We start from the raw sequence: 26,615 nt of genomic DNA on the forward strand, positions 1-26,615 counted from the left end.
ATATTTTATGGTCTTTTTCCAGTTATCTTTTGGAATGTTCTACATCGTCTATTCTCTTTCTTTTTAAGAAATATAATACATTCCCATGTTCAAGTTCAGATAGATCCTAACAAATATACTATATATATTTCAGCAATTCTAGCTAGTTTATTATCATTATTCTTACCTAGACTATTGTATTATGATTTTAAACGATTAAGAGAGTATAAGTTAAGAAAAAAAGATATAAAATTAATTACTTTTCTAAATATTTCCATGATTTTTTATTATATATTTGTTCAATATTTTACTTATATCGAAATATATCAGCAGTCACCTAACTTATATTATCGTGAAATAATCGTAGTTGTTTATATTATTCTCTTTCTCAGTTCGGTAAATATCCTAGACCGTAATTTGCGAGAGCGAATTCAACAGCAGTTAAGTGAACAAAGAGAGTTACAATTGAGAAATATGTCCGATTACAGTCAGCATATTGAAGAACTTTATAATGAGTTGCGAAGTTTCCGGCATGATTACATCAATATTTTAAGGAGTCTGAAGTTAGGAATTGATACGCACGATTTATCAGCCATCGAGCAGATTTATAACCAAGTTCTTAAAGACTCAGGTCAAGCGCTCAACCAATCTAAATATGATTTGGGTCGTCTGTCCAATATCCACAATGATGCTCTCAAGAGCGTCTTGTCAGCAAAATTTCTAGAAGCTCAGAGCAAGGGAATAGAAATTGGCTTGGAAGTTCCTCAAGAAATCAAACCTCAAGGAATGGAATTGCTTGATTTTATCACGATTGTTTCCATACTGGCTGATAATGCTATGGAAGCAGCAGTGGAGACTAGTCATCCAGTGGTTTCTTTTGCCTTTTTGGAGCAGGAAAGTAGACAGATTTTTATTGTTGAGAATACAATAAAAGAGCCTTCTATCTCTTCCGATAATATTTTTAAAAAGGGATTTAGCACTAAAGGAGAAAATAGAGGGCTTGGTCTCTCCAATGTTCAAAATATTATCAGCCACTATCCCAATGTTTCTCTGCGAACCACTAGTCATGATCACTCTTTTAGACAAGAGTTGGAGATAAAATGAATTTATTAGTTTGCGAATGATTAGATTTGCCACTTGATTTAACTCAATGAGAGTAACAAGAACTGTTTATGAGTTAAAAAGACAATTTAAGATTTTTTATGCCATACCTGTTTAAAAGTGCTATAATTAATATAGGGTTTAAGAATACGAAGGCACTAAGAGAAATGCCTTGTTTAGAGACANATATAACTTAGATTCAAACTGTTGTCTGTTTTTTTGTTATTTAATTGTTAGGAGTGACAAGAAATGAAGAAATTATATAGCAATACATATTTAATGCGATTTTTAACTGCCCAGCTTCCTAGTCTGGCTTTATTCGTTATGATTTTAAGTAACCAGATTTTTAAAGCATCGCTTCTAGTTCAGATTTGTTTTTATTTGATACTTGTGAGCAATCTTGTGTTGAATCTTTATTTTATGAATCAAATAAAAAAAGAAAGTAGTTCCGACATCTTATCAAACCAAATTTTCTTTACGATTTTGACTTTGGCTCTGTTTATATTTAGTTCTTACAGACTGATAACGATTAGTGATGAATTTCAAAAATTAATTGCTCTGATATCCACTATTTTATTATTTATCTTACTTATTCTACTTATTTGGGGAATAAAATATGCCAAGGTAACTAGTAGAAAACATAAAACAAATTAGATTTGCTAAATTGAACAGTCTATCGCTATACTCTCTCTGACTTACTTTTTCGTGATGTTTTCTAAGAATATTTCTTATAGCATTTTTTCAAGAAGACGATACGGAATATCCTGCTGGTCAATTCTTTCTCATGCTCTTTGTAATTTAAACCTTATTATTTTTGAAAAACCAGCACTTGCTTACAAGCAAGTGCTGTGTTTTTTTCTTCAAATGACCATTTAGGATGAAATACAGACTGTTTATGATTTTCGACTTGTTATTTGAAGAAAGCGCGCTATAATCTAAGTAGGTTAAGATTGACTTTACAAATGGTTGAAATCTGTTAAGACAAAAAAACTTTTAATCAAAAATTTATGTTATAATAACAGTATAATAATCGTTTGTAATTTTGGGGAAAAGATGATTTGCTATATCTAATGGCGCTTTTTGGAATGGAGGGCATCTATGAAGTTAGAAATGACAGGCATTAGCAAGAGCTATGGCTCTAAGTCTGTGCTCAAAGATATTTCCTGTGAATTTACTGAGGGGGTTTATGGTTTACTTGGGGCAAATGGTACAGGTAAGACGACCTTGATGAATATCATTTGTGATCTCATAAAGCCGAGCCAAGGAAGGATAAAGTTTGATGGGGCATCGAATGTAGAAGAGTATATCCAGTATCTCGGATTCTTGCCTCAAGATTTTTCTTATTATCATAACTTTACTGGGCACGATTTCCTTCTATATATGGCCGCTCTTAAGGGAATGACGAAGAAACAAGCCAGAGTAGAGAGCGATAAGTTTTTGAAACTTACTGGTTTATACGATGTCAGGAAAAAGAAGATTGCTTCCTATTCGGGTGGTATGAAGCAAAGACTCGGTATTGCGCAGGCACTTCTCAATAATCCCAAAATATTGATTTTAGATGAGCCAACCGTAGGACTGGATCCCAAGGAAAGGGTGAAATTCAGAAATATTATCAGTGAGCTATCGGCTAATAAAATCATCCTCTTATCTACCCATATCGTATCTGACGTAGAAGCGATAGCCAAGGAAATCCTAATCCTAAAAGATGGAAATTTTGTGGAGAGAGGTAGTGCTAAGGAACTTCTTTCACTTATCGAGGGGCAAGTTTGGGAATTTCGTGTTTCCGAGCGTGAGTGGCAGCGTTTTGCAAGGGATTATGTAATTGTGAATGAGCGGATAGAACCAGACGGTATCGTCTTGCGGGTTATTAGCGATGAGAGTCCTGTCGAAGGGGCGCAAGGGGTGATTCCGAGTCTGGAAGATTTGTATATCTATTACTTTAGAGAGGAGGCAAATGGATGATAGCATTAGTTCCTTTTGAATTGAAAAAATTATTAAAAAAGAAGTCAGTTTTAGGTGCAGTCTTGGCTATTATACTGGTTTTAGCTGGATTGTTCTATGCAAATTTTTTTAATGATGGTCAGATTAGCGGGTCTTCAGCTGATCGAATACATGGAAGACAAGCAGTTGTGATCAAACAAAAGATTGCTGAAGAGCATACGGGTTATTTATCGGATGATTTAATGGATAAAATCGTTAATGACTATGCAGCCAATATGCCCTATTTTAAACAGAATGATTTGTATGATATGTTTTCCTGGTATGCCATTGATCGCCTCGTCTCAAATTCTCAAGAAATTTTAACAGATACTTATAAATCTGACGATGTCTTACATTATGACCGGATTAGCCTCAAGTCACAAGAAGAGCTGCAGTCTCATTTTCCTTTAAAAACGTTAAAACTGGGAAATTTTGCACCTTGGCATAAGTTATTTAATACCTTAAATGCAGCTTTTAGTGTAATGGTGGTATTTGTGATCTATATTTGCTGCTCTGTTTTCTCAGGTGATCGAGCAAGAAAGATGGATTCATTGCTTTTGACAACTAAATATGGTCGCAACCAGTTAACGATTGTAAAAATCTTATCTGTTTTTGGAATTGCTAGTTTAACATTTGTCCTTATTAATAGCCTTGTTTTACTGGTATTTGGGACCTACTTCGGTTGGAGTGGTTGGGATACCAGTGTCCAGATGAACTTGGAATGGATTTCGACTATTTATAATATTTTGCAATTTCCTGTCCATATGAATCTCTTAGAATTGTTGATTCGCCTTATTCTATTCCAGTTTGTTGGTTTACTCTTTATTCTTGGAGTGATGGTTCTCATATCTAGTTTGACAAAGTCGCCTCTAGCAACATTTGCAAGTTCTGTAGGGATGTTCTTGGCTCCAGACTTTTTGATGAATATCTTCAGAGATGGTTTGATGAATAAGATACTAACTATTTTTTCAATTTCAACCGATGGAACGGAAGGAATCTTATTGAAACTTTCCAATAGCAAAGGGTTTCTCTTCAATGATTTTACCGTAAATGGTGTTAGCGTGATCATTATCCGGCTCTCTCTCATGCTCCTCTGCTGTCTGATGACTTATCGAATCATCCGAAAAAGAGGACTTTAAACTAACTGTTGTCTATTTTAGTTTATTTTAGAAAAGTAGTTTCGCTTCTCTGATGGAATATACAAGGAAAAAAGAGGTCACTAATATGGAAAAAAATTGTTTTATAAAATTGCTCTGCTTATATCTTTTGTGCTAACGGCAGGAGGTCTATTATTAACACTCTGTAATTATTTATTTTTTAATTATCCGTTTTTAAACCAAACTACGGTAGGCCTAATTGTCTCGTTTTTAATGGTTTTGCTTATATTTTTTAGTTCTCATCATAGAAATAGGGATTGATTTTTTGATTACTTGAGAATAAAAAGAAAAAAACTGCTAAAGACATTCTTTGAATTTATCCTTTAAAGGAGTTGATTTTATGACTAATACTAGGCGAGCAGTAGTTGCTACGAGCTTAGGTTTCATCTTATTGTTAGCAGTGGGAATTCTACTGCAGATTCGCTTTGGGAGCATGGTCTTTTTGCTAAGTCTATTCTGTTATGCGGAAGCATTTATCATCTGGTACGCGAAAAGTAAGTCTAAGTCGCAGATCAGTGGCAGTCGGAGTATTGAACTCTTCTGGCTTTATATCAAGCAGTTGAAAATCTTTTATGTCACAATTTTGTGTCTTTCGATTCCTTTCGTTTCCCTGTCTTCTGACCCCACTTATGATTTGTTTTTTGTGCTTGGGTTGTTAGTATTTTCGCTCTTAAGCAATTATATCTTTAGCTCTCATGGCATTCAGCCATCTAAGAAAGAGACTGATGTAAAAGATTAATTGTTTTAGCTGTAGCAGTTATTCAGCTTGCTGTTTTCTACAAAAGAAAAGAGGCTGGGACAAAAGTCCTAGCCTCTCAATTGTCTTTGAGATGTCAAGTAAGACGCAGTGGTTGAGTGGGCTCTACTACGCTGATTTTATCAGCTTTTACAGCCCTACTCAACTGTGCGGAGGTGGGACGACGAAATCGAATTCTAACGAATTACCGATTTCTGTTCCACTCTCTTTTGTAAAATGTGCAGGCTTAGTGTGCTACACGTTTGCGAGCGGCTTTCTTACGGTTTTCTTCGATGAAAGCTGCTTTTTGTTCCTCAGGTTCGATGACTTTTTTCTTAAAGGCATAGACTGCACCAGCAAGAGCAGCGACAGTACCTGCTACACCTGTAAGAACGCCTTTTCCAAATCCTTTAGCCATGTGATTTCTCCTTTTCTGAACTTTTATTATTTATGTTATAATTAATAGTAACGAAAAATCAAAATTTTTTCAAGGAAAAAAGATGAAAACCAAAATAATTGTGATAGTGGGGCCGACGGCAGTTGGGAAAACGGCTCTGAGTATCGAGGTAGCCAAGCGCTTCAATGGTCAAATTATCAGCGGTGATAGTCAGCAGGTCTATCGTGGCTTGGATATTGGCACGGCTAAGATTCGTCCTGAGGAGCAGGAGGGTATTCCTCACCATCTGCTGGATGTGCGGGATGTCGGCGAGAGCTATTCGGCCTATGACTTTGTGACTGAGGCGACTCAAGCCATTCGTGAGATTGAGGCTCAAGGTCAGCTTCCCATCATTTGCGGTGGCACAGGGCTCTATATCCAGAGCTTGCTCGAGGGCTATCATCTGGGCGGCTCCGTTCCTCACGAGGAGATTCTGGCCTATCGGGCGCAGCTGGATACTTGGTCGGATGAGGCTTTGTTTGGGAAAATAGCAGAGCTAGGTATCGAGATTCCCCAGCTGAATCGACGCAGGGCTATGAGGGCGCTGGAGATTGCTCAGTTAGGCGGTCAACTAGAAAATAATCAACCAGACTATGAAGCCCTGCTGATTTGCCTAGATGATGAACGAGAAAAACTTTATGAGCGAATCAATCAGCGAGTAGATTTGATGGTGGAAGCTGGACTTTTAGAAGAAGCCCGCTGGCTGTATGAGCAGGCTCCGACCAGTCAAGCAAGCAAAGGCATTGGCTACAAGGAACTTTTTCCCTACTTTGAAAGTCTGATGAGCCTTGAAGAGGCAGTGGACAAGCTCAAGCAGAATACCCGCCGTTTCGCCAAGCGCCAGCTGACTTGGTTTCGCAATCGGATGGCAGTGACCTTTTATCAGGTGGGAAATCCAGACTACAAAGAGCAGGTTATGGAAGATATCAGGAAGTTTTTGGACAAGTAACTGGCTGACCAAGTCTTAGTAAGGATATGAAATGATAGAAACAGAGAAAAAAATAGAGCGCGTCTTTCTGGTCGGTGTGGAACTAGCAGACACGGAAAATTTTGACCTATCCATGGAAGAACTGCAAGGTTTAGCCAAGACTGCAGGTGCAGAAGTAATCGGCTCTTACAGCCAGAAGCGGGAAAAGTACGATAGCAAGACCTTTGTCGGATCTGGCAAGTTAGAAGAAATCCGACAGATGGTTGATGCCGAAGAGATTTCGACCGTTATTGTCAATAACCGTCTGACCCCCCGCCAAAATGTCAATCTAGAGGAAAGCTTGGGGGTCAAGGTCATTGACCGTATGCAGCTGATTTTGGATATTTTTGCCATGAGGGCTAGGAGTCATGAGGGCAAGCTGCAAGTGCATCTGGCCCAGCTCAAGTACCTGCTCCCTCGCTTGGTTGGCCAGGGTATTATGCTCAGCCGTCAGGCAGGTGGCATTGGCTCCCGTGGTCCTGGTGAAAGCCAGCTGGAGCTCAATCGACGCAGTGTCCGCAATCAGATTCATGATATTGAGCGCCAGCTCAAGGCAGTGGAGAAAAATCGGGCAACCGTTCGTGAAAAGCGGTTGGAATCCAGTATTTTCAAAATCGGCCTCATCGGCTATACCAATGCAGGCAAGTCCACGATCATGAACTGCTTGACCAGTAAGAGCCAGTATGAGGCAGACGAGCTCTTTGCGACGCTTGACGCCACGACCAAGAACATCAATCTCATTGGTCAGCTCAATGTCACTCTGACGGACACGGTTGGCTTCATTCAGGATTTGCCGACAGAGCTAGTATCTAGCTTTAAGTCCACACTGGAAGAGAGCAAAAATGTCGATTTGCTGGTCCATGTTATTGATGCTAGCGACCCTCATCATGAGGAGCACGAAAAGACTGTCCTCGACATCATGAAGGAGCTAGACATGCTGGATATTCCTCGGCTGACTCTCTACAACAAAGCAGACAAGGCAGAGGATTTCACTCCGACCTTGACTCCTTATTCTTTGATTTCGGCTAAGGCGGACAATAGCAAGGCTGTTTTGCAGCAAATCCTGCTGGAGCGGATGAAAGAGCTCTTTTTGCCTTTTACCATCAAGGTAGCGCCGGCTAAAGCTTACAAGATTAATGATTTAGAGAAAGTCGCAATTATCGGAAATCGAGAATACATAGACGACGTCGAAGTTATTTCAGGCTGGATTGCCGAAAAAAATAAATGGAAGCTGGAAGAATTTTATGACTGATTATATTGACTTAGCCCTGAAATACGGCGGTTTTACAAGCCTAGACAGGGTCTACTTAGAGCAAATATTGGCTGGCTTGACAGAGGAGCAGAAGCGTAGCTTTATCACACCGCCGCCTAGCGTTATCAATGCTTACTTTGCTGAGCTTTATCAAAAGAAAAGTCCAGAAGCTGCAACAGCCTATTTTCTAGAAATTACGCAAGCGCTGGACTTATGGAATGCGGAGCCTAGCTTTGTGGAAAGCAAGCCTTTTGTCCGCCTCAATCTTTCTGGCAAGTCCTACGGATTTTGCTATGAGAGCGAGGAAATCGGCTTGGTCTTCCCTGAAAACCCAGAGCCGGTAACAGCTGACTTGCTCTTTGAAATTGCTCAAGTCTTTCCCCAGTACTTGGTCTACGAAGAAGATGAGAGAATAAAAATGGTACCTCTCAAAGCTGAGTCTCAAGTCGTGGACAGTCAGGCGCTGACTGCCTTGACTGATTGGCAGCAGCTAGCGGATGGCAGCCAGAGAGTTCTGGGCTACAATCAAGATGAAGTCAGTCAGCTGGCTCAGTCCTATGCTGGCAGAAAATACTATCACTCGCAGAATCGCTCTGCCATGATTTATATCATTTAGAAAGAAAAACATGCAATTACAATTTTTAGGAACCGGAGCCGGTCAGCCGTCCAAGGCTCGCAATGTGTCTAGTCTTGTCCTCAAGCTTTTGGAGGAAATCAATGAAGTCTGGATGTTTGACTGCGGCGAAGGCACCCAGAATCGAATCTTGGAAACTACCATCAAACCTCGTAAGATTTCAAAGATTTTCATCACGCACCTACACGGCGACCATATTTTCGGTTTGCCGGGTTTCCTCTCTAGCCGAGCTTTTCAAGCTAATGAAGAACAGACGGATTTGGAAATTTATGGACCAGTCGGTATCAAAAGCTTTGTGATGACAAGCTTGCGCGTGTCTGGTTCTCGCCTGCCTTATCGGATTGATTTTCATGAGTTTGATGAAAACGGTCTGGGCAAGATTTTGGAGACGGAAAAATTCACTGTCTATGCGGATAAGCTAGACCACACGATTTTCTGCGTGGGTTATCGGGTGATGCAGAAAGATTTGGAAGGAACGCTGGATGCGGATAAGCTGCGTGAGGCGGGCGTTCCTTTTGGTCCTCTCTTTGGAAAAGTCAAGAATGGTCAGGATATCGTCCTAGAAGATGGCACGAAGATTGTCGCGGCTGATTACATCTCAGCTCCTCGCCCAGGTAAGACCATTACCATTTTGGGTGACACTAGAAAGACTGACTCAAGTGTTCGCTTGGCTGTGGCGGCAGATGTGCTGGTTCATGAAGCGACCTACGGCAAGGGAGATGAAAAGATGGCTCGCAAGCATGGTCATTCTACCAATATGCAGGCTGCGGAAGTGGCTAAGGAAGCTGGTGTCAAACGCCTGCTGCTCAATCATGTCAGCGCGCGTTTCCTATCGAAAGACATTAGCCAAATGCGGCGCGATGCAAGTAGCGTCTTTGAAAATGTCCATGTGGTCAAGGATTTGGAAGAGGTTGAGTTATAATTTTAGAGTCTCGGACAGTTTCGTTGAGAGGAAAATAGGATGGCAGTTGAAAATCCTTTATTCGATAAAGCTGATTGGTATTTTGAGGATGCATTAACCAACTATATTTATAGTTATAACTTAGAAAATAAAGAATTAACACAAGATGATTATCAAGAGGTTCATCGTTGGGCTGCGAATCATATTGGCTTTTTCGTTACTTGGCTCATCCAGCATGATGCAAAGGAAATGATGACTCCTGATGAAGAAACATCACTCCAAAGTGTCAAAGACGAACAAACTTTGGGTGTGGATTATCTTCTAGACTGGTGTGACGGAAAATTAGGAACAATGGATGTCAAAAAGGACTTTCAGGCTTTTGTGAACAATTATTATGAACATCAGTACATGAAGGATTATTCCGAATTTGTAGTCAATAACTTGTACGACCTACCTTTGGAATTTTTAGGTAGCTGGGAGGATTATCATCTTTTTGCTCCAGTCATTGATCAAGCTTATGCTGACTATTTAGCTGGAAAAAGATTTCATTGATATTAACAACATGAAAGGCAGAACAATGCGCACCATCATCATCACAGGGGCCAGCGGTGGGCTGGCTCAGAAAATGGTTAAGCTTTTGCCCCATGACCGCCTGATTTTGGTCGGACGGAGCAAGGCTAAGCTGGAAAAACTATATGGAAAAAAAGACAATCTTGACCTAGTGGAGCTGGATATTACAGACAGCTCGGCTTTGGAAAGATTTGCTGAGCGGATTGACAAGCAATACGGCCAAGTCGATGTCCTAGTTAATAACGCTGGCTATGGAATTTTTGAAGAATTTGACAAAATCAGCTCAAGCGATATCGAGGCCATGTTTAAGGTCAATACCTTTGCCCTGATGAATCTGTCCCGTATCTTTGGGGCTCGCATGAAGCGGGCAGGCCGAGGCCATATCGTTAATATCGTTAGTATGGCTGGCCTCATTGCCAGTAGCAAGTCTAGTCTGTACTCAGCGACCAAGTTTGCGACTATTGGCTTTTCTAATGCCCTGCGTTTGGAACTCCTGCCTTTTGGGGTCTATGTCACGACGGTAAATCCCGGTCCTATCAAAACAGCCTTTTTCGATCAGGCAGATCCTGATGGTTCCTATGTGAAAGCAGTGGACAAGTATATGCTAGAGCCAGACTTTGTAGCAGGTAAAATTGTCAGTTCCTTTGGCAAAAAGAAGCGGGAAATCAACCTGCCTGGCATTCTCAATCTAGCCCACAAGCTTTATACACTTTTTCCAAGAATAGCCGACAAGATGGCAGCCAATATGTTTAACTATAAGTGAGGTTTTATGACAGCTAATCTACAAGCCTACAAGGCACATCTGCAGGCGCCTTGGGGCAAACTTCAGTATGATATTATTTTTGCCTTTCTTAAATCGCTGAAGGGACAGAAAATTCTTGATTTCGGTAGCGGTTTTGGGATTGTGGCTGATTTTCTAGCGGAAAAGAACCAAGTGACCGCCATCGAACCGAACTCAGAAATGATTGCTGAGCGCAAGAAGGACTTTTCCTATGAGCAATTGCAAGGTAGCCTAGAAGTTCTGCAAACATTGCCAGACCAGTCTTTTGATGTCATCGTCTGTCATAATGTCTTAGAGTATGTGTCTGACCCTGCTCTCTATTTGACAGAATTTTCCCGCCTCTTAAAAAAGGACGGTAAAATTTCTCTGGTCAAGCATCACGAGGTCGGGCGGATTATGCATACGGTGGTTTTTGAAAATGACCCAGAAAAGGCTCAGCAGCTTTTGGCAGGTCAGGAATATCAAACCCACAGCATGGGAGCTGCTAAGGTCTATCAGGTTTCAGAAGTGATTTCAGGTCTGCCTTTAGAAGTTGAGGATTATCAGGGAGTACGAATTTTTTACGGGCTGCAATCCAATGACTATAAAACGGCCCCTGACTGGGCTGAAAAGATGCTTGAAATGGAGCTGGCTGTCTGCAACCAATCACCTTATCGAGACATCGCTGCCTTTCAGCATCTTTGGCTGAGCAAGCACTGAATCTATTTATTAAGTACAATCTTCCTAGGGAGAATATTTATGGCAGAAAGAAATGTCAGAGAGCCTGAGCAGCCGGTCAACTACGCCATGCTCAGTTTATTTCAGTATTTGGCTTCAGTTTTAGTAATCTTGGTGCATTGCCAGAGGCTTTTTGAGAATGAAATCCTGCATTTTACTCAGAAAAGTATGTTTGGTCGTATGGCAGTGCCCTTTTTCCTGATTTCATCAGCTTTTATGCTTAAATCCAGCTTGGCTAAGAAGCAGGAAATGAAGCTGTATATTAAGCGTGTTTTGAAGCAGTATCTTTTGTGGAGCGGGATTTATGTCCCTTATGCCTTGGCCTATTTTTGGACCTTGCCAGTTCAAAAACATTTCGCTCCTTTGGCCTTGTTGGCTGGGCTTTTGTATATCGGCTTATGTTATCAACTTTGGTACATTCCAGCCTTTCTCTTGGGCCTTTTACTTGTTCACTATGTTTATAGAAAATGGGGTGCTAGAAAGACGGGGATTTTTTTGCTCCTGCTTTATGTAGTGGGATCCATTGAGACATACTACGCTTATTTCTCAAATAGCTGGCTTACCCAGTCATTTGATGCCTATGCTAAAATTTTCTTCACCACCCGAAACGGCCTTTTCTATACTCCCATTTTTATTTACTTAGGCTATCTTCTTTATGATTATCAGCAGTCTAGCATTTTTAGGAAGGATTATGGGAAAAATCTATTTTTATCCGGTCTTCTTTTGCTGCTAGATGGGTGGATTGTCTTCATCCATCAGGGAATTGACAAGAACTTCTTTTTGGCTCTGCCCCTCTTTGCTCTATTTCTGGTGAATTGGATTTTGCGTACAAGAATTGGTCAAAAATGGCAGCTATATCACCTTAAAGAATTGAGCGTTTTATATTTCTTTTTGCATCCGATTTTTATAGAATCCTCTTTTTATCTGCTCCAGAAGACCGATTTTGCCAAATGGCAGCAGGGAAGAATTGTCTTTTTGCTAACCTTGCTCTTGACTCATCTAAGCGCAGAAGTCATTTTATTGGCTCGGAAGCGCTTGTTCTTGCAGCAAAGGCTTACAAAGGGAATGGGATGACAAATGAGAGCTAGTAAGTCGGATCTGCCGATCGGAGAAGTCCTAGCTGGTAAGCGAAAATCCAGAAAAGTTGCCCTTACTCAAATTTTAATCGAGTGAGGAAGTAAAACATAAAGTGATAGAACAGAAGAAATATTCCGTGCCTTTTTCTTCTGTTCTGTCGCTTTTTCATGTTATAATATTCAGACAAGATTGAACGGAGAAAGTGTTTCACTTATCATGATTAGCTCAAAATACGACTGGCAGTTTGCCACTAATTTTACAGATGAAAAATTTTTAAAAAAGGCTAAGAAAGCTGGATTAGAACCCGCCGCTGCCAGTCTTCTTTACCAAAGAGGTGTGCAGACTGAAGAGGCCTTGCAGGAATTTTTGGAGCCTAGTTTAGACCAGCTTCACGATCCTTATGACCTGCATGATATGGAGCGAGCAGTGGAGCGCATTCGTGCAGCGATTGAGAATTACGAGCAGATTTTAATCTATGGTGATTATGATGCTGATGGGATGACCTCAGCATCGATTGTCAAGGAAGCCTTGGACCAGCTGGGGGCTGAGTGTCAGGTTTATCTGCCCAATCGCTTTACGGACGGCTATGGTCCTAATAGCAGTGTTTACAAGTATTTTATTGAAAACCATGGGATCTCGCTCATTATTACAGTGGATAATGGAGTGGCGGGCCTTGAAGCTATCGATCTGGCCGAGTCTCTGGGCGTGGATGTTATCGTGACGGATCACCACTCTATGCCTGAGGAGCTGCCAAACGCCTATGCGATTGTCCATCCGGAACATAGCGGAGCAGATTATCCTTTCAAGTATTTAGCCGGTTGTGGTGTGGCTTTTAAGCTGGCAACAGCCTTGTTGGAAGAAGTCCAAGTCGAACTTTTGGACTTAGTAGCCATTGGCACCATTGCCGATATGGTCAGTCTGACGGGGGAGAATCGGATCTTGGTCAAATACGGCCTTTCCGTCCTAAAAAATACCCAGCGGGTGGGTCTTCAGGAACTCTTTAAAATCGCTGGTATTCAGCCAGATGAATTGGACGAAGAAACGGTTGGCTTCCAGCTTGCCCCCCGACTCAATGCACTGGGACGGCTGGATGATCCAAATCCAGCAGTTGAGCTTTTGACAGGCTTTGACGACGAAGAAGCTCGTGACATTGCTCTCATGATCAACCAGAAAAATGACGAGCGCAAGGAAATTGTCCAGCAGATTTATGAAGAAGCACAAACCATGCTGGACCCTAAGAGACCAGTGCAGGTGTTGGCTAAGGAAGGCTGGAACCCTGGTGTGCTCGGGATTGTCGCTGGGCGCTTGCTGGAAGAGCTGCACCAGCCAGTCATAGTGCTCAATATCGAGGATGGTATCGCTAAGGGCAGTGCCCGCAGTATTGAAGCGGTCAATATCTTTGAGGCCTTGGACAGTCACCGTGATCTCTTTCTAGCATTTGGTGGGCACGCTGGAGCAGCTGGTATGACTCTCGAAGCAGATAAACTGGCGGAGCTTGCTGATATCTTGACAGCTTACATCTTAGACAATGATTTGGATTTGACTGGCAAAACAGCCCTGTACTTAGACGAGGAGCTTCACTTGCCAGAACTGACCTTGGATACGCTCAAAAGCTTCGAAAAACTTGCGCCTTTTGGCATGGACAATAAGAAGCCACTCTTTTACCTCAAGGACTTTAAAGTGGATAATGCTCGGACTATGGGGGCTGGCAATAGCCATCTCAAGCTGAAAATTTCTCAGGAAGATGCATCTTTTGAAGTAGTAGCTTTTGGGCAAGGAAACCTGGCGACAGAGTTTGCCCAGATCAAGAATCTAGAGCTAGCTGTCAGCCTCTCTGTCAATAAATGGAACGGCCAGACCAGTCTCCAGCTCATGCTGGTAGATGCTCGTGTGGACGGCGTACAGCTTTTCAATATCCGCAGCAAAAATGCGACGCTGCCTGACAAGGTTCCAGTTTTGCGTTTCACAGAGGAATTGCCAGATTTGACAAATAGCAAAGCAGTTGTAGTTTACGACCTGCCCGATGACTTGCAGGATTTGAAGAAAATTCTTCAATCTCAGGATTTTGAAGCGATTTACTTTAAGAATGAGATTGCCAAGCCTTACTATCTGACCGGTTATGGTACTCGTGAGCAATTTGCTAAACTTTACAAGACCATCTACCAGTTCCCTGAGTTTGATGTTCGCTATAAACTTAAAGAGTTGGCGGCTTACCTAAAAATCGACCCGATTCTCTTGGTCAAAATGATTCAGATTTTTGAAGAGTTGGGCTTTGTCAGCATCACCGAAGGTGTCATGACAGTTAATAAGGAAGCTGAAAAGAAAGAAATTGACAGTAGTCATATTTACCAAGACCTCAAGCGCGTGGTCAAAGAGCAAGAACTCATGGCTCTGGGCACCGTGCAGGAGATTTATGATTATTTGAAAGGATAAAAATGAGTTATATTAAGAGTTTTAAAAGTTGGGTTGTTAAAAAAAAATTGATATTGTTTGTCTTAGTGTTTTCTTTTTTACCAGTATTGTATGTGTTGATTAAAAGATTTTTTAAAATAGATACGGTACTTGATTTAAAAGGAACCATAGATTTTGATTGGTTATCTTATTATGGGTCACTGATTGGAAGTTATTTACTTGTGTATACTCTGTATTCTGAAAATAAAAAATATAGAGAAGAAAGACGCGATTCAGTTAGGCCGATTTTTAATATAGGGACAAACTATGGATCTATGGGAAGTAGTAGTGAAAAGCCAAAACATACAATTATATGCACTATAAATCCTGAAAATAGAAAAGAAAAATCTAATCCAGTAACAAAAGAATATACACTTAATCAATGTAATTATATAAGAATTTTAAAGAAAGTTAATAATAAATTAATTAGTCAGCAAAAAGAAAATAGTAGCAATGACCAGAACTTATCGAAGTCTATTCTTATTAAGGTTAGAAACATTGGTTCAGGTCATGCTTTAATTGATAAAATAAAATATAAAGATTCTAAAGGATTAGATAGAGAGCATGTATTAGAGCCTTATGAAAGATTTATGATTGATAAGGGGACATCAAATAATCTACTCTTACAATTTGACTCTAAAATTTCAGATATAGATCATGTTAAAATTTATTTTATTGATGTTTTGGGTTATGAATATGTCTATAAATTAAAATTAGAGTGTAGGCTCAATAGCTATCCGAAACATTATATAAAGTTAGACAATACAAAGGTTCATTTGGCCAATTTATCTAAGGCATATTTTGAAAGTTATTTTCCAAAACTTGTAGGTAAAGCGAAGGAAACAGTTTATTAAAGAACAAGAACTTATGGCTCTGGGCACTGTGCAGGAGATTTACGACTATCTCATGGATTGCTAGGGGAAAGGCCTCCTTGTTTTACAAATCTTTCATATCTAAAAATAATTGAAAGTCTGCTAGAGCCTTTTTAAATAAAACATGGTATAATAGAGAGTAAAAAATTTTTTGAAAGAAAGAATATTATGAATTTAAAAGATTATATTGCAACTATTGAAAACTACCCAACGGAAGGGATTATCTTCCGCGATATTAGTCCTTTGATGGCTGATGGGAATGCCTATAGCTACGCTGTACGTGAAATTGTACAGTATGCGACTGACAAGCAAATCGACATGATCGTCGGTCCAGAAGCGCGTGGCTTTATCGTAGGTTGTCCAGTTGCCTTTGAGTTAGGAGTTGGTTTTGCTCCTGTCCGTAAGCCAGGCAAACTTCCACGTGAAGTTATCTCAGCAGACTATGAAAAAGAGTACGGTGTAGATACTTTGACCATGCATGCGGATGCAATCAAACCTGGTCAACGCGTTCTGATTGTTGATGACCTTCTTGCAACTGGTGGAACTGTTAAGGCAACCATTGAGATGATTGAGCGTCTTGGTGGCGTAGTGGCTGGCTGTGCCTTCCTTATCGAGCTGGATGAGCTCAAAGGTCGCGAAGCAATCGGCGATTATGACTACAAGGTATTGATGCATTACTAAAGATATAGCTTATTACTATATCTAGTTAGAGAAAAAGTATAATTGAAAACTATATCTCCTTTGAGTATAATGAATATATTAAACAAAAGGAGATATTTTCATGCCTATCAAGATTGATAAGAAGCTTCCCGCAGTTGAAATTTTAAGCTCTGAGAATATCTTTGTCATGGATGATGACCGGGCAGATCATCAGGATATCCGCCCTTTGAATATCTTGATACTCAATCTTATGCCCCAGAAAATGGTGACGGAAACTCAGATTTTGCGTCATTTGGCCAACACGCCCTTGCAGCTGACTATTGAGTTTCTTTATATGACTTCTCATACGTCAAAGACCACCCAAGTGGAACACATGCAGACCTTTTACAAGACTTTTGATGAGGTCAAACATCGTTTCTTTGATGGCTTGATTATCACAGGAGCGCCAGTAGAGCATCTGCCCTTTGAGGCGGTAGACTATTGGGAGGAATTCCAGCAGGTGATTGAATGGTCAAAGACTCATGTCTTTTCGACTTTGCATATCTGCTGGGGGGCTCAAGCTGGCCTTTATGCCCGCTATGGCGTGGATAAGCACCAGATGGAAGAGAAACTTTCGGGTGTTTACGAGCAGTCAACTCCAAGCAATAATCTGCTTTTTAGAGGTTTTGATGATGAATTTATCACGCCTCATTCAAGGCATACAGAAGTACTGAAAGAAGACATTCTGAATCTGACCAATCTAGAAATTCTCTCTGAGGGAGAAGACACGGGCTTGTCCGTTTTGGCGAGCCGTGACTTGCGAGAGGTGTATAGCTTCGGTCATATGGAGTACGACCGTGATACCCTTGCCAAGGAGTATTTCCGTGACTTGGAAGCGGGCAAGGATCCTCATATTCCTGAGAATTACTTCAAGAATGATGATGTGAATACAACTCCTTGTTTGCGCTGGAGTTTGGCGGCAGCTCTCTTTTTCAGTAATTGGGTCAATTATGCAGTCTATCAAGAAACGCCATTTGATTGGCAAAGTCCAGAGAATGATGCATCCTTCTTTGCTTATTTATAAAGAGGTACTATGACTTATTTAGCAGCTTACAAAAATGGCAACTTGGTTCTTCCAAGTGCCCTCTTTTTGCATTTTAAAGACATTTTTGATTCCAGTGATGATTTTTTGGTCTGGCAGTTTTTCTATTTGCAAAATACCACCTCATTGGAGGAATTTGCGCCCAGTCAGATTGCGGAGCATATTGGCAAGACCTTGTCCGAGGTCAATCGTTCCATGTCCCATCTGACAGAAAAAGGCTTGCTCCAGTACAGAACCATTGAACTGAATGGGGAAATTGAAGCGATTTTTGATGCTTCACCGGCTTTAGAAAAGCTGGATGAACTGCTGGCAGCTAAAAGTGGTTCGCAGACTGTGGCAAAGGCGCCTCAGAATGTATTGAAAGACTTGGTGGAGACTTTCCAGCAAGAGCTAGGCCGTCTCTTGACACCCTTTGAAATTGAGGACTTGACCAAGACTGTTCAAGACGATAAAACCAATCCTGACTTGGTCAAGGCTGCCTTACGCGAAGCGGTTTTCAATGGTAAGCCTAATTGGAAATATATCCAGGCAATCTTGCGTAATTGGCGTCGGGAAGGCATTACAACCCAAGCTCAAGTAGAAGCCAAACGGGCGGAGCGTGAAGCAAGCAATCCACAGAATGTAACGGTTTCGGATGATTTTCTCAATGCCATGAATTTGTGGAAGGACTAGTTACAAGTAAGTGCGGTGGGGTTGTGCGAAATGTTTGAAGATTTTGCTTTTCTTTCTACTATCTAGTTTCAGATTTAAAGTTCTTCAAGTCATTATAAATAGTTCCAACTCCGAGTTATTGCTCAGCAACCGCTGGTCATTGATCAATTATCAACCATATCAATAGTTTCTGAACATAATAAGGCGAGACTGAAACATTTTTGTTTCAGTCTCTTTTTTGTTTTAGAGCCTATGATTTTGAGGAATTATGATATAATGAAAAGGTATGTTGATAATTCCATAAACAAAAGGAGAAGCGAAGATGGGACAAATTAAATCAAGCACTATTTCAGCTAGGTCTGCTATCAGCGAGCTGGTTGGAGTTGATACCAGCAATGCACAAAATAAACAAGTTGACTTTTCCTATACAGCGGAAATTTCTGGGATGGAAGCTGGCCGTCAAGCTTGCAATCAAATGTTACAGGCTATCAGTGACTTCAGTTCGGCCGTCCTAACTCAGGCCAATAAATTTCCAGAAATTGCTGCAAAAATTGAGAAACGCGATATAGAGCAGGCTAAGCGCTGGGAGAGTTGAGATGAAGGCAGATAAAAGCGAAAAAGAACGTCAGGCACTTTACGAAAAAATTCTCAAAGTTGACAAAAAAGAAGACAAATTTATAGCTCTCAAACATCAATACGAAGATTCTCTGGTAAATTTTGCGACGGATTTCCAATATTTGACGACTCGAATGGAAAATCTACTTTATGAGTATCCGCAAAATACTGCTTCCCTCAGTCGTGATTTAGCAGAGACTCAGCATCTTAACCAACAGGTTAAGAACTATGTGGGGGTGCAGATGGATGAACTAGAAAAGCTCGGTCGTCAAACAAGGAAGACCCTGGAAGAAGAACGAGAAAAACTGACCAAAGAAAGGAATAGTCTGCCATGGGAGTGAAATATAGTGCAGCGGATTCGGCCCAGCTTATCCAAGCGATGACCAGCAATCTGCAGGTAGCTAATCAGGTGACCGATCGTCTATCTAGTGGCTGCGATCACCTGATTGCCTCTTTGGAGTCGGGTGAGCTGCAGGGAGCGACCTATACAGCGGGAAAGGGCTTATTTACAGAAATTATAATCCCTGCTATCAAAAAGCTACAAGCTGCTATTGATGATATTCAGGAGGAGCTTTCCTCTTATAAGAATGCCGATACCGAGGTGGCCAAATACGGCGAGTTAGATTTGGATTTATTGAAAGAACAACTGAAAATAAAACAGGAGATGCTGGAGAAAACCCAAGCTCAGCTGGCAGAGTATCAATCTCTATTTCGCCGGATTATTGATGGAGTTGCAGGGAAATTAGCTGACAATCTGTCCAAGACGAATGCTCTGACAGTGCTGGAAAACCAGCTAAATATCGGTATTCGGGAAATTCAGGAAAAAATTGACAAACTGGATTGGTTTGTGGCTCAGGTATCCCAGTATTTCACAGATAGTCTGCAGGTTTTGAACTTAGCTATTCAAGGAGCGACGCAGCTTAGTCAGGTATTGGTAGACAGTGCGGGTAATTACTCTACTGATGGCATAGATATGAGTTGGTCTGCTAAGATGAAGGCTCAGAAGATTCAGACTGTTTCGAAGAGTGATTATCGGACACCACAAGAACAGGCTATAGATAAGGCTGTCAAAGATATGAAACTATCTGGTGCTGCTGAAATCTATTACCGAGGAAAGCTCAAGGAGAAGCTGCAGGGCAAACCACGTTCTGAATGGAAGAAGATTATTTCAAACTTTAATAAAGATCTTAAGACAGATAAAGGGGATAATCTACTGGATGTTTTCAATATGACCCGAGCTGAGCTTGAGGAAAAGTATGGTGGCAAGATTCAGGCCTATGAACGTTTTTTAACAACGGGGCGTAGTGATGCATCTATTGCTACTATGAGTCAGGATGCTCTTCAATTGATTATGGCGAGATATGACCAAGTAAAAAATGATCATCGAGGCTTGAGTCCCACAGAATTAGCTAAGGTTGATCCAGCTTTCAAGAAAAAAATAGATGGTATGAACCAAGAGGAGATAGAAAAAGAATTTCCTGAGCTCAAAAACGCCATTTCCCAAGCTCATGTGAAACCATTTGGAAATTTCGGCATGTCAGAGACTGAATGGGCCAATCATCGCTATGTGACAGACCGTTATTTTTTAATGGACAGTCAGAAATTACTTAGCTGGCGCGACCCTAATTATATGACGAAGTTTAATCATTACATCCTTGAAGAAGGGATCAATCCAATTACACTTGAGCCAGCAACAGCCGAAGAAATCCAAACAGCTGAATGGTATAATCACATCCATCCTATCACTGAAACACTTAGCTGGGGAACTGCCTTGTATTCTGCTTATGTGGGGTATAACCAGTATTACAATAAGCCTTATACAACAATCCCCGAAGCTTTTGGTAAAGGGAAAGACTGGATTAAAGGGAAGATTCCAAGTGTGGGGAGTCAGCCGGTAGTTGGTCCTCAACTTCCATCAAAGAATTTGGACTCCAGATTACCTAAAATTAATGATGGTGGCTTAGATAACCCTATTGTAGATGAGATATCAACTGTAGGACGATGGATGTCAAGGGAAGAATATACAAAGATGATTGATTCTGGTAAAGTTCAAATGTCACCGAATGGAAATACAACATATGTTGCTACTCCTTCTAATATTGAAGCATTTCCAGCTGCTAAACCAGGAAGCGTTTTTACAGAATTTGATGTTAATTCCCAGAGTCTTTATCCAGCTGGAAAAGAAGGATGGGGACAAATCCCAGGTCCAGGCTCTCTAATTGATAGGTTAAATCAAAAGAAGGGCTTGCCAGCCATAACAGAAATGCCGGATGCTCGTAATATAAATATCAAAGGAGAAAAGTAATGAGTCGACTTCAAGAAGTAAAAAAAGTGACTAAAGAGTGGCTATCAGAAAACATTAATATTCTAAAACAAGAAAATATTAGTCTAGAAGTTTTAATTGATAATGAAAATTGCTTGAGAATATTATTAGAAACAAAAGATAAAATGGGAGAAATACTAGTTGAAGAGCCAAGCTTTGCTCCTTATAAAAATTTCAAATTTGAAATTGCTCAAATAATTGATAATCAAGCTCAGATAGTAAATGCATGGTACGACAATGAAAATACAAATATTGAAGACTATAAAGTTATATTAGATAATGGAATGGTTCTTATGTAAGAACTGTTTTCACAGAATATGTTGATATTTAAATTATATAGATTACGATATATTTAGACTCTGAGAAAAAGATTATTTCAGCTTTTTCTAGCAGTAAATAATAGGATGTAACAAATGTTAAAAAGACAATATGGAATATTTAAATATCCTGACGGTGATATTAGATTATCGATAAAATTCTTGGATGAAAACTATCAAACTTTAGGCGAGTTTTTTATCATTGAGGTTAATACTTTTTACCCTCACATTTATAAAGAATTGGAAGCAGTTGTTACTGGTCAAAAAGAAGAGTCAGACTTTGGCGGTAATATGCTGAATATTGATATAGGCAAAGAAGAAACAGAAGTGTATTATCAAATGGATGATGAAAGTCTTGGGGAACCTTGCTTTATTTCAACTGATGAACTATATAAATTGGTTATTGAGTGGAAAGAGATGGAAGAAAAAATGCACAGAGGGGAGGATATTTTTCCAGTGATCTTAGAAGATTGATCTAGTATAAAGAATCCGATATCGATTCATAAGACTATTACATGGCTTGGGTTTACTCAGGTCGTGTAATTATTCAAAAGAGATATCAGACCCACAGAATTAGCTAAGGTTGATCTAGCTTTCAAGAAAAAATAGATGGTATGAGCCAAGAGGAGATAGAAAAATTCTATACTGGATAGGGCTAAGTCCTTTTCTACCATTTGTCAAGTATATCAAGGTATTTGATGAAAAATAGTTTGAGTTCCATAGTCAAACTAAGAAAATTGTCTTTTTCTGAACTAAAGTTTAGTGTAAAAAGTGCACACTAAACCAACACCTTATCTGGTGATTTTTTTGATAAGGCGTTACAATAATATGGCATAAACAATTTTACCGATTTTGGGTAGAAGTATAATCGTAAAGTTTGTTATGCGTTATGAGGTAATACATTGTTCTAATGAGACGATGTATAGAGGCAATCGTGTGTGGTTTGGTTGAAGTCACTTGCGATTGTCTTTTCCGTTTTATTTAATTTCAACTTGTTTGTTGCAATACTCAATCTAATCAATTTATCGAAAAGCTGATTTTTGTTCCGCTGCTTTTTTTATACCCTTAAAAATGATATACTGAATAGAAGAATGTTTAGAAAAGAGTAAGCAATGCAAAAAAAGACTATTTCCCAACGCTTGGAGCGAGTGGCTGCTTTTGTGCCAAATGGGGCAAAGCTGCTGGATGTCGGGAGCGATCATGCCTATCTGCCTATTTACCTGATTCAGCAGGGACGGATTGAGAAGGCTCTGGCCGGAGAAGTGGTAGAGGGGCCTTTTCAGTCTGCCCAGAAAAATGTGGCAGAGCATGGGCTAACGGAGCAGATTGAGGTTCGCTTGGCCAATGGTCTGGCGGCTTTTGAAGCGGAAGACCAGATTGACACTATCGTTATCGCTGGCATGGGTGGTCGCTTGATTTCAGAGATTTTGGAAAATGGCAGAGCTAAGCTTACATCCGTTTCCCGCTTGATTTTGCAGCCCAATAACCGAGAGGATGAGCTCCGCAGCTGGCTTGTATCTACCGGTTTTCGTTTGCTGGCTGAGTATATCTTAGAAGAGGCTGGTAAGTTTTACGAAATCCTAGTGGCAGAAGCAGGCCAGCAAACTTTGACAGAGCAAGAAAAGCGTTTCGGACCTTTTCTGATGAAGCAACAATCACCTGCTTTTCAGTTAAGATGGCAGAAAGAACTGAAAAAACTCGAAGAAGCACTGGCTCATATCCCAGAAAAGAATGAGTTGGAACGCTCTGCTATGTCCCAAAAAATCGAAAATATCAAGGAGGTACTCCATGTTAGCAAGTAAAATCATCGCCCGTTATGAAGCCTATTGCCCGCAAGAACTGTCCATGGAGGGCGACATTTCAGGCCTGCAAATCGGAACGTTGGACAAAGAAGTGGACAAGGTTCTAGTAGCTCTGGATATTCGTGAACAGACAGTGGCGGAGGCTATTGAGGCTGGTGCTGGACTGATTATCGTTAAGCATGCGCCTATTTTTCGCCCGCTCAAGGACCTAGTGGCAGATAAGGCGCAAAATCAGATGATTTTAGACCTCATCAAGCATGATATTGCTGTCTATGTTAGCCATACCAATATTGATGTCGTGGAGGACGGGCTTAATGACTGGTTCTGTCAGCTTTTAGAGATTGAGGAGACAAGTTTTCTTAGTCAGACTGATCCAGAGCACGGTATTGGCCGCGTTGGGAAGATTGCTCCTCAGACTTTTGGGGACTTTGCGGCTAAGGTCAAGGCAACTTTTGGACTAGATAGTTTGCGTCTGGTCGCTTATGAAGAAGCGGATCTCGAACGCGTGATTGAGCGTGTAGCTATCTGCGGTGGCAGCGGTCAGTCCTTTTATCCAGAGGCTATTGCCAAGGGAGCGCAGGTCTACATAACAGGTGATATTTACTATCACACTGCCCAGGAAATGCTGACAGAGGGGCTTTTAGCGCTGGATCCTGGACACCATATCGAGGTTCTTTTTACGGAAAAATTAAAAGAAAGGCTTGATACCTGGAAGGCAGAAGAGGGATGGGATATTGAGATTCTGGCTAGTCAGTCTTGGACCAATCCTTTCCGACATATTTGAGAGGGAGTGACATGAAAAAAGTAGCAGTGATTGGAGCTGGAATTGTCGGCTCAACAGCGGCTTACTATCTGTCCAAATACCCAGATGTTGAAGTGACTGTCTTTGATGACGGCAAGGGGCAGGCAACCAAGGCAGCAGCTGGTATTATCAGTCCTTGGTTTTCCAAACGGCGCAACAAGGCTTGGTACAGGATGGCGCGTTTGGGCGCTGATTTTTATCAAGATTTAATTGCGGATTTGAAAGCAACTGGAATCCAGACAGACTTTTACCAACAGACAGGTGTCTATCTGCTGAAAAAAGATGAGAGCAAACTGCAGGAACTTTATGATTTGGCTGCTAATCGTCGTGAAGAGTCGCCCTTAATAGGGGACTTGAGTCTTCTCAGTCGTCAGGAAGCGCAAGAGAAATTTCCAGATTTGCAAGGCTTTGAGCGGCTTCTCTATGCTTCCGGCGGGGCTCGTGTGGAGGGAGCACTCTTAACGGAGACGCTTCTGAAAGCTAGTAAGACAAAACTAGTTGAGAAAAAGGTAAGCTTGACAGTAGAAGGAGAGCAAATTCTGGTGGATGGTCAGAGCTTTGACTGTGTTATTTTAGCTGTGGGAGCTTGGCTGGGAGAAATCTTGCAGCCACTGGGCTATAAGACAGATGTTCGACCGCAAAAGGGACAGTTGCGTGATTTCAAGCTGGCTGAAAAGACAGATGACTACCCTGTTGTGATGCCTGAGGGCGAGCTGGATATCATTCCCTTTCTGGCAGGCAAGATCAGCGTCGGTGCTAGCCATGAAAATGATCAGGGCTTTGATTTGACGGTAGATAAGAAAGTGCTGGATCAGTTGCAGCAAGAAGCGAAAACTTATTTGCCGAGGTTGGCTACTGCAGAGATTCTGGGTGAGCGCGTGGGAACGCGGGCTTATACCAGCGACTTTTCTCCTTTCTTTGGCGCTGTGCCAGACTTGCCGCATGTTTACGCTGTCAGTGGATTAGGCTCTTCTGGTCTGACAACTGGTCCACTCATCGGACGCCAATTGGCTCAGATGGCTTTAGGTGAAGCGGGGCTGCTGAATCCAGCTGACTATCTTATCGAACGGTATGTGAAGAAGATACTTAAGTAAAACAAATGATTATAATATCCCTCGTTTTACTTTTACTGGTAATATCAATATCAATCTCACTTATTCTATTTACTAGACACAAAAGTCGTTCTCAACATCCTCTTATTGCTCAAAATAATGGAGGAAATCAGGAACTAGCAAAGAATAACAAACATAAAATAGGTTTCGGTGTTTTGGGCTGTTTCCTATCTGGGGTGGTTATCGTTTGTTTCATGGCTCTTGTCTCTATGTTTCTGAATTTCATAGATATATGGGGGATTTTTGTACGAGTGCCGAAATATGAAATGGTACAGGCTGTTCAGCGCTCTTATAAGCAGAGTGGTTTTGAAGGAACGGTCAGAGTTTTAGATGCTAATAAAAACTATACCTCTTTTGCTGGTTATTTAATCAGTGCAGAGTATTCTGAGGAAATTGAGGGGCAAACGGTTAAGATCGGTGACCGAATTGAGTATTACACCTCTCGAGATGAGAAAAATGGAAAAACAGATATTGACCTACAGCTTGAAAAGGGAGACGCAATTTATCAAGCTTTCCCTAGTATCGCTTATAGGGGACTTGAGCTGAGTCCAGGTTATAGTGAAACTTTAGAGACTGTAAAAGATAGTTTTACAAAGGCAGATAAGAAGAAACTATATCTTGAATCCCTTGATTTTATGATAGATAAGGATGCGCCAAATATTGATGCATACGAGGCCCTTATAAAAAAGAATCGGGCAGAAGGCCAGCCTTTGCAGGGCTTGTACCCAATCCCTATTTCTGACATGTTGGAAAAAGAGGCTCTTGCCATTGAAATGAAGGTAATTTTGAACGTGGAGCAAGACGATGGATCTATCATTAGTATTGGCCAAGACCAGAAGAATGATGATAAAATCAAGCAGATTTTACAAGAGCAGCTAGACTTAACCAAGCTACCAAATGCACGCTATCTTATGGCCATTAGTGTCGGGAAACATAGCAAGTATTTTGGATTTGGTAAATATGAAGTCATTGTTCAAAATCATCAGATAGTTCGATTTTCTATCCAAAATAAACAATATTAAGTTGGAATAATTTTTTTGGAGCTTGTGTTCAATTACAGCTTGTGGTTGTGTAGGCATCTGAACGCGGTTTTCCTAGAGTTACTAGTTCCATGTAAAGAAGGTTTGATATGACAGAACATATTTTGAATTGGGTCAATATTTGTGTTAAAAAAGGTGATGAAATTTTACTGCTTAATCGCCAGCATGACAATTTTAAAGGGTGGATACAACCAGGCGGGAAGGTGGAGTTTCCAGAATCTTTTTTTGAAGCTGCAAGGCGCGAATTAAAAGAAGAAACAGGGTTGACTGCTCTAAACTTGGAATTGAAGGGGATTTCAGGCTTCACTAATCCGAGTAAAAAAGAACGGTATGTGTATTATGATTTTCTTTGTGCTGCCTTTGAGGGGCAAGTCAGGGGAAACGATCATGAAGGGGAGCCAAAATGGTGGAAGATTTCGGAACTTGGCCAAATAGATATGCAGGACGACATACGTGAACGTTTGCCCCTTTACTGGCGGAAAGGCTCTTTCGAGCGGATTCATTACTGGAATGAGGAAAAACATTGTATAGGCGAAACCAAGACGATTTTGTATGATTGATTTTAGAGGATAGGGAGAAGTTATGGACTGGTTACGGTCGC

At 40.8% G+C, this 26,615-nt stretch carries 28 protein-coding genes and 1 pseudogene; 27 read left to right on the plus strand and 2 right to left on the minus strand.

What is annotated here, in order from left to right; translation table 11 throughout:
* The 4 genes from D8791_RS06980 to D8791_RS07005 form a co-directional block, all read left to right on the plus strand.
* The coding region (locus D8791_RS06980; RefSeq protein WP_142999370.1) for a sensor histidine kinase at positions 1-1,083 on the plus strand (1,083 nt) is incomplete at its 5' end.
* A 1,095-nt stretch (positions 1,084-2,178) separates the two neighbouring features.
* Positions 2,179-3,042, plus strand: a complete 864-nt coding sequence (locus D8791_RS06990) for an ABC transporter ATP-binding protein (protein ID WP_125446946.1) — start codon at positions 2,179-2,181, stop codon at positions 3,040-3,042.
* Entirely contained in the window at positions 3,039-4,199 is a 1,161-nt protein-coding gene (locus D8791_RS06995; protein ID WP_125446948.1) for an ABC transporter permease subunit, read from the plus strand. The genes D8791_RS06990 and D8791_RS06995 overlap by 4 nt, the downstream gene beginning before the upstream one ends.
* 358 nt (positions 4,200-4,557) lie before the next feature.
* Positions 4,558-4,956 (plus strand): hypothetical protein, encoded by a 399-nt coding sequence (locus D8791_RS07005; protein WP_125446952.1) that lies wholly within the window; start codon positions 4,558-4,560, stop codon positions 4,954-4,956.
* Between the two features lie 244 nt (positions 4,957-5,200).
* Here D8791_RS07005 and D8791_RS07015 read toward each other — a convergent pair whose 3' ends face one another.
* Entirely contained in the window at positions 5,201-5,371 is a 171-nt protein-coding gene (locus tag D8791_RS07015; RefSeq protein ID WP_005590510.1) for a DUF3042 family protein, read from the minus strand.
* Between the two features lie 82 nt (positions 5,372-5,453).
* Here D8791_RS07015 and miaA point away from each other — a divergent pair, with 82 nt between their 5' ends.
* From miaA to D8791_RS07105, 18 genes are all read left to right on the plus strand, one after another.
* Positions 5,454-6,338, plus strand: coding sequence for a tRNA (adenosine(37)-N6)-dimethylallyltransferase MiaA (gene miaA / locus D8791_RS07020; protein ID WP_125446954.1), 885 nt, complete (start codon positions 5,454-5,456; stop codon positions 6,336-6,338).
* Between the two features lie 31 nt (positions 6,339-6,369).
* Positions 6,370-7,608, plus strand: coding sequence for a GTPase HflX (gene hflX / locus D8791_RS07025; protein WP_125446956.1), 1,239 nt, complete (start codon positions 6,370-6,372; stop codon positions 7,606-7,608).
* Entirely contained in the window at positions 7,601-8,224 is a 624-nt protein-coding gene (locus D8791_RS07030; RefSeq protein WP_125446958.1) for a cystathionine beta-lyase, read from the plus strand. The genes hflX and D8791_RS07030 overlap by 8 nt, the downstream gene beginning before the upstream one ends.
* A gap of 10 nt (positions 8,225-8,234) precedes the next feature.
* The gene (rnz, locus tag D8791_RS07035) at positions 8,235-9,164 is read left to right on the plus strand and encodes a ribonuclease Z (RefSeq protein ID WP_125446960.1); all 930 of its coding nucleotides are present in this window, start codon (positions 8,235-8,237) and stop codon (positions 9,162-9,164) included.
* Positions 9,165-9,203: 39 nt separating this feature from the next.
* Complete coding sequence (locus D8791_RS07040; protein WP_125446962.1) at positions 9,204-9,695, plus strand: DUF7832 domain-containing protein; 492 nt, start codon at positions 9,204-9,206, stop codon at positions 9,693-9,695.
* Positions 9,696-9,720: 25 nt separating this feature from the next.
* Entirely contained in the window at positions 9,721-10,476 is a 756-nt protein-coding gene (locus tag D8791_RS07045; protein WP_125447096.1) for an SDR family NAD(P)-dependent oxidoreductase, read from the plus strand.
* A 6-nt stretch (positions 10,477-10,482) separates the two neighbouring features.
* Positions 10,483-11,193, plus strand: a complete 711-nt coding sequence (locus tag D8791_RS07050) for a class I SAM-dependent methyltransferase (RefSeq protein ID WP_125446963.1) — start codon at positions 10,483-10,485, stop codon at positions 11,191-11,193.
* Between the two features lie 39 nt (positions 11,194-11,232).
* Positions 11,233-12,285, plus strand: coding sequence for an acyltransferase family protein (locus D8791_RS07055; RefSeq protein WP_125446965.1), 1,053 nt, complete (start codon positions 11,233-11,235; stop codon positions 12,283-12,285).
* Positions 12,286-12,504: 219 nt separating this feature from the next.
* A complete protein-coding gene (recJ, locus tag D8791_RS07060; protein WP_125446967.1) occupies positions 12,505-14,721 on the plus strand; it encodes a single-stranded-DNA-specific exonuclease RecJ in 2,217 nt (738 codons plus the stop codon).
* 2 nt (positions 14,722-14,723) lie between these two features.
* Positions 14,724-15,593 (plus strand): hypothetical protein, encoded by an 870-nt coding sequence (locus D8791_RS07065; protein ID WP_125446969.1) that lies wholly within the window; start codon positions 14,724-14,726, stop codon positions 15,591-15,593.
* Between the two features lie 186 nt (positions 15,594-15,779).
* On the plus strand, positions 15,780-16,292 hold the full coding sequence (locus D8791_RS07070) for an adenine phosphoribosyltransferase (protein WP_125446970.1): 513 nt from the start codon (positions 15,780-15,782) through the stop codon (positions 16,290-16,292).
* Positions 16,293-16,392: 100 nt separating this feature from the next.
* Positions 16,393-17,334 (plus strand): homoserine O-acetyltransferase MetA, encoded by a 942-nt coding sequence (gene metA, locus D8791_RS07075; RefSeq protein WP_048763248.1) that lies wholly within the window; start codon positions 16,393-16,395, stop codon positions 17,332-17,334.
* A 9-nt stretch (positions 17,335-17,343) separates the two neighbouring features.
* The gene (locus D8791_RS07080) at positions 17,344-18,024 is read left to right on the plus strand and encodes a DnaD domain-containing protein (RefSeq protein ID WP_125446972.1); all 681 of its coding nucleotides are present in this window, start codon (positions 17,344-17,346) and stop codon (positions 18,022-18,024) included.
* Positions 18,025-18,325: 301 nt separating this feature from the next.
* The gene (locus D8791_RS07085; RefSeq protein WP_125390804.1) at positions 18,326-18,598 is read left to right on the plus strand and encodes a TIGR04197 family type VII secretion effector; all 273 of its coding nucleotides are present in this window, start codon (positions 18,326-18,328) and stop codon (positions 18,596-18,598) included.
* 1 nt (position 18,599) lies between these two features.
* A complete protein-coding gene (locus D8791_RS07090; RefSeq protein ID WP_125446973.1) occupies positions 18,600-18,959 on the plus strand; it encodes a cingulin in 360 nt (119 codons plus the stop codon).
* A complete protein-coding gene (locus D8791_RS07095) occupies positions 18,950-20,923 on the plus strand; it encodes a TreTu family toxin (RefSeq protein ID WP_223367453.1) in 1,974 nt (657 codons plus the stop codon). Before D8791_RS07090 ends, D8791_RS07095 begins: the two co-directional genes overlap by 10 nt.
* A complete protein-coding gene (locus D8791_RS07100; protein ID WP_002896313.1) occupies positions 20,923-21,240 on the plus strand; it encodes a hypothetical protein in 318 nt (105 codons plus the stop codon). Before D8791_RS07095 ends, D8791_RS07100 begins: the two co-directional genes overlap by 1 nt.
* 114 nt (positions 21,241-21,354) lie before the next feature.
* On the plus strand, positions 21,355-21,732 hold the full coding sequence (locus D8791_RS07105; protein ID WP_072073867.1) for a hypothetical protein: 378 nt from the start codon (positions 21,355-21,357) through the stop codon (positions 21,730-21,732).
* A gap of 369 nt (positions 21,733-22,101) precedes the next feature.
* On the opposite strand, the pseudogene D8791_RS07110 reads toward D8791_RS07105, so the two are convergent.
* Positions 22,102-22,236, minus strand: a pseudogene (locus D8791_RS07110) (IS110 family transposase); the annotation flags it as partial.
* A gap of 134 nt (positions 22,237-22,370) precedes the next feature.
* Here D8791_RS07110 and D8791_RS07115 point away from each other — a divergent pair.
* The 5 genes from D8791_RS07115 to D8791_RS07135 all read left to right on the plus strand — a co-directional run bounded on the left by D8791_RS07115 (position 22,371) and on the right by D8791_RS07135 (position 26,574).
* Positions 22,371-23,060 carry a tRNA (adenine(22)-N(1))-methyltransferase gene (locus D8791_RS07115; RefSeq protein WP_125446975.1) on the plus strand — a complete coding sequence of 230 codons (690 nt, stop codon included), beginning with the start codon at positions 22,371-22,373 and terminating at the stop codon, positions 23,058-23,060.
* Positions 23,047-23,844, plus strand: a complete 798-nt coding sequence (locus D8791_RS07120) for a Nif3-like dinuclear metal center hexameric protein (protein ID WP_125446977.1) — start codon at positions 23,047-23,049, stop codon at positions 23,842-23,844. The genes D8791_RS07115 and D8791_RS07120 overlap by 14 nt, the downstream gene beginning before the upstream one ends.
* An 11-nt stretch (positions 23,845-23,855) precedes the next feature.
* Positions 23,856-24,956, plus strand: coding sequence for an NAD(P)/FAD-dependent oxidoreductase (locus D8791_RS07125; RefSeq protein ID WP_125446979.1), 1,101 nt, complete (start codon positions 23,856-23,858; stop codon positions 24,954-24,956).
* Between the two features lie 5 nt (positions 24,957-24,961).
* Entirely contained in the window at positions 24,962-25,996 is a 1,035-nt protein-coding gene (locus D8791_RS07130; RefSeq protein WP_125446981.1) for a hypothetical protein, read from the plus strand.
* Between the two features lie 107 nt (positions 25,997-26,103).
* The gene (locus D8791_RS07135; RefSeq protein WP_125446983.1) at positions 26,104-26,574 is read left to right on the plus strand and encodes an 8-oxo-dGTP diphosphatase; all 471 of its coding nucleotides are present in this window, start codon (positions 26,104-26,106) and stop codon (positions 26,572-26,574) included.
* The last annotated feature ends 41 nt before the right edge of the window (positions 26,575-26,615 follow it).

Origin of the sequence: Streptococcus cristatus (genome assembly GCF_003943515.1) — a bacterium.
In the GTDB taxonomy this organism is placed as follows: Bacteria; Bacillota; Bacilli; order Lactobacillales; family Streptococcaceae; genus Streptococcus; species Streptococcus cristatus_D.

What these genes read in the sequence shown, in the direction of transcription:
- D8791_RS06990 (WP_125446946.1), top strand. Translation starts at nt 2,179, where the DNA reads ATGAAGTTAGAAATGACAGGCATTAGCAAGAGCTATGGCTCTAAGTCT.
- D8791_RS06995 (WP_125446948.1), top strand. Translation starts at nt 3,039, where the DNA reads ATGATAGCATTAGTTCCTTTTGAATTGAAAAAATTATTAAAAAAGAAG.
- D8791_RS07005 (WP_125446952.1), top strand. Translation starts at nt 4,558, where the DNA reads ATGACTAATACTAGGCGAGCAGTAGTTGCTACGAGCTTAGGTTTCATC.
- D8791_RS07015 (WP_005590510.1), bottom strand. Translation starts at nt 5,371, where the DNA reads ATGGCTAAAGGATTTGGAAAAGGCGTTCTTACAGGTGTAGCAGGTACT.
- miaA (WP_125446954.1), top strand. Translation starts at nt 5,454, where the DNA reads ATGAAAACCAAAATAATTGTGATAGTGGGGCCGACGGCAGTTGGGAAA.
- hflX (WP_125446956.1), top strand. Translation starts at nt 6,370, where the DNA reads ATGATAGAAACAGAGAAAAAAATAGAGCGCGTCTTTCTGGTCGGTGTG.
- D8791_RS07030 (WP_125446958.1), top strand. Translation starts at nt 7,601, where the DNA reads ATGACTGATTATATTGACTTAGCCCTGAAATACGGCGGTTTTACAAGC.
- rnz (WP_125446960.1), top strand. Translation starts at nt 8,235, where the DNA reads ATGCAATTACAATTTTTAGGAACCGGAGCCGGTCAGCCGTCCAAGGCT.
- D8791_RS07040 (WP_125446962.1), top strand. Translation starts at nt 9,204, where the DNA reads ATGGCAGTTGAAAATCCTTTATTCGATAAAGCTGATTGGTATTTTGAG.
- D8791_RS07045 (WP_125447096.1), top strand. Translation starts at nt 9,721, where the DNA reads ATGCGCACCATCATCATCACAGGGGCCAGCGGTGGGCTGGCTCAGAAA.
- D8791_RS07050 (WP_125446963.1), top strand. Translation starts at nt 10,483, where the DNA reads ATGACAGCTAATCTACAAGCCTACAAGGCACATCTGCAGGCGCCTTGG.
- D8791_RS07055 (WP_125446965.1), top strand. Translation starts at nt 11,233, where the DNA reads ATGGCAGAAAGAAATGTCAGAGAGCCTGAGCAGCCGGTCAACTACGCC.
- recJ (WP_125446967.1), top strand. Translation starts at nt 12,505, where the DNA reads ATGATTAGCTCAAAATACGACTGGCAGTTTGCCACTAATTTTACAGAT.
- D8791_RS07065 (WP_125446969.1), top strand. Translation starts at nt 14,724, where the DNA reads ATGAGTTATATTAAGAGTTTTAAAAGTTGGGTTGTTAAAAAAAAATTG.
- D8791_RS07070 (WP_125446970.1), top strand. Translation starts at nt 15,780, where the DNA reads ATGAATTTAAAAGATTATATTGCAACTATTGAAAACTACCCAACGGAA.
- metA (WP_048763248.1), top strand. Translation starts at nt 16,393, where the DNA reads ATGCCTATCAAGATTGATAAGAAGCTTCCCGCAGTTGAAATTTTAAGC.
- D8791_RS07080 (WP_125446972.1), top strand. Translation starts at nt 17,344, where the DNA reads ATGACTTATTTAGCAGCTTACAAAAATGGCAACTTGGTTCTTCCAAGT.
- D8791_RS07085 (WP_125390804.1), top strand. Translation starts at nt 18,326, where the DNA reads ATGGGACAAATTAAATCAAGCACTATTTCAGCTAGGTCTGCTATCAGC.
- D8791_RS07090 (WP_125446973.1), top strand. Translation starts at nt 18,600, where the DNA reads ATGAAGGCAGATAAAAGCGAAAAAGAACGTCAGGCACTTTACGAAAAA.
- D8791_RS07095 (WP_223367453.1), top strand. Translation starts at nt 18,950, where the DNA reads ATGGGAGTGAAATATAGTGCAGCGGATTCGGCCCAGCTTATCCAAGCG.
- D8791_RS07100 (WP_002896313.1), top strand. Translation starts at nt 20,923, where the DNA reads ATGAGTCGACTTCAAGAAGTAAAAAAAGTGACTAAAGAGTGGCTATCA.
- D8791_RS07105 (WP_072073867.1), top strand. Translation starts at nt 21,355, where the DNA reads ATGTTAAAAAGACAATATGGAATATTTAAATATCCTGACGGTGATATT.
- D8791_RS07115 (WP_125446975.1), top strand. Translation starts at nt 22,371, where the DNA reads ATGCAAAAAAAGACTATTTCCCAACGCTTGGAGCGAGTGGCTGCTTTT.
- D8791_RS07120 (WP_125446977.1), top strand. Translation starts at nt 23,047, where the DNA reads ATGTTAGCAAGTAAAATCATCGCCCGTTATGAAGCCTATTGCCCGCAA.
- D8791_RS07125 (WP_125446979.1), top strand. Translation starts at nt 23,856, where the DNA reads ATGAAAAAAGTAGCAGTGATTGGAGCTGGAATTGTCGGCTCAACAGCG.
- D8791_RS07130 (WP_125446981.1), top strand. Translation starts at nt 24,962, where the DNA reads ATGATTATAATATCCCTCGTTTTACTTTTACTGGTAATATCAATATCA.
- D8791_RS07135 (WP_125446983.1), top strand. Translation starts at nt 26,104, where the DNA reads ATGACAGAACATATTTTGAATTGGGTCAATATTTGTGTTAAAAAAGGT.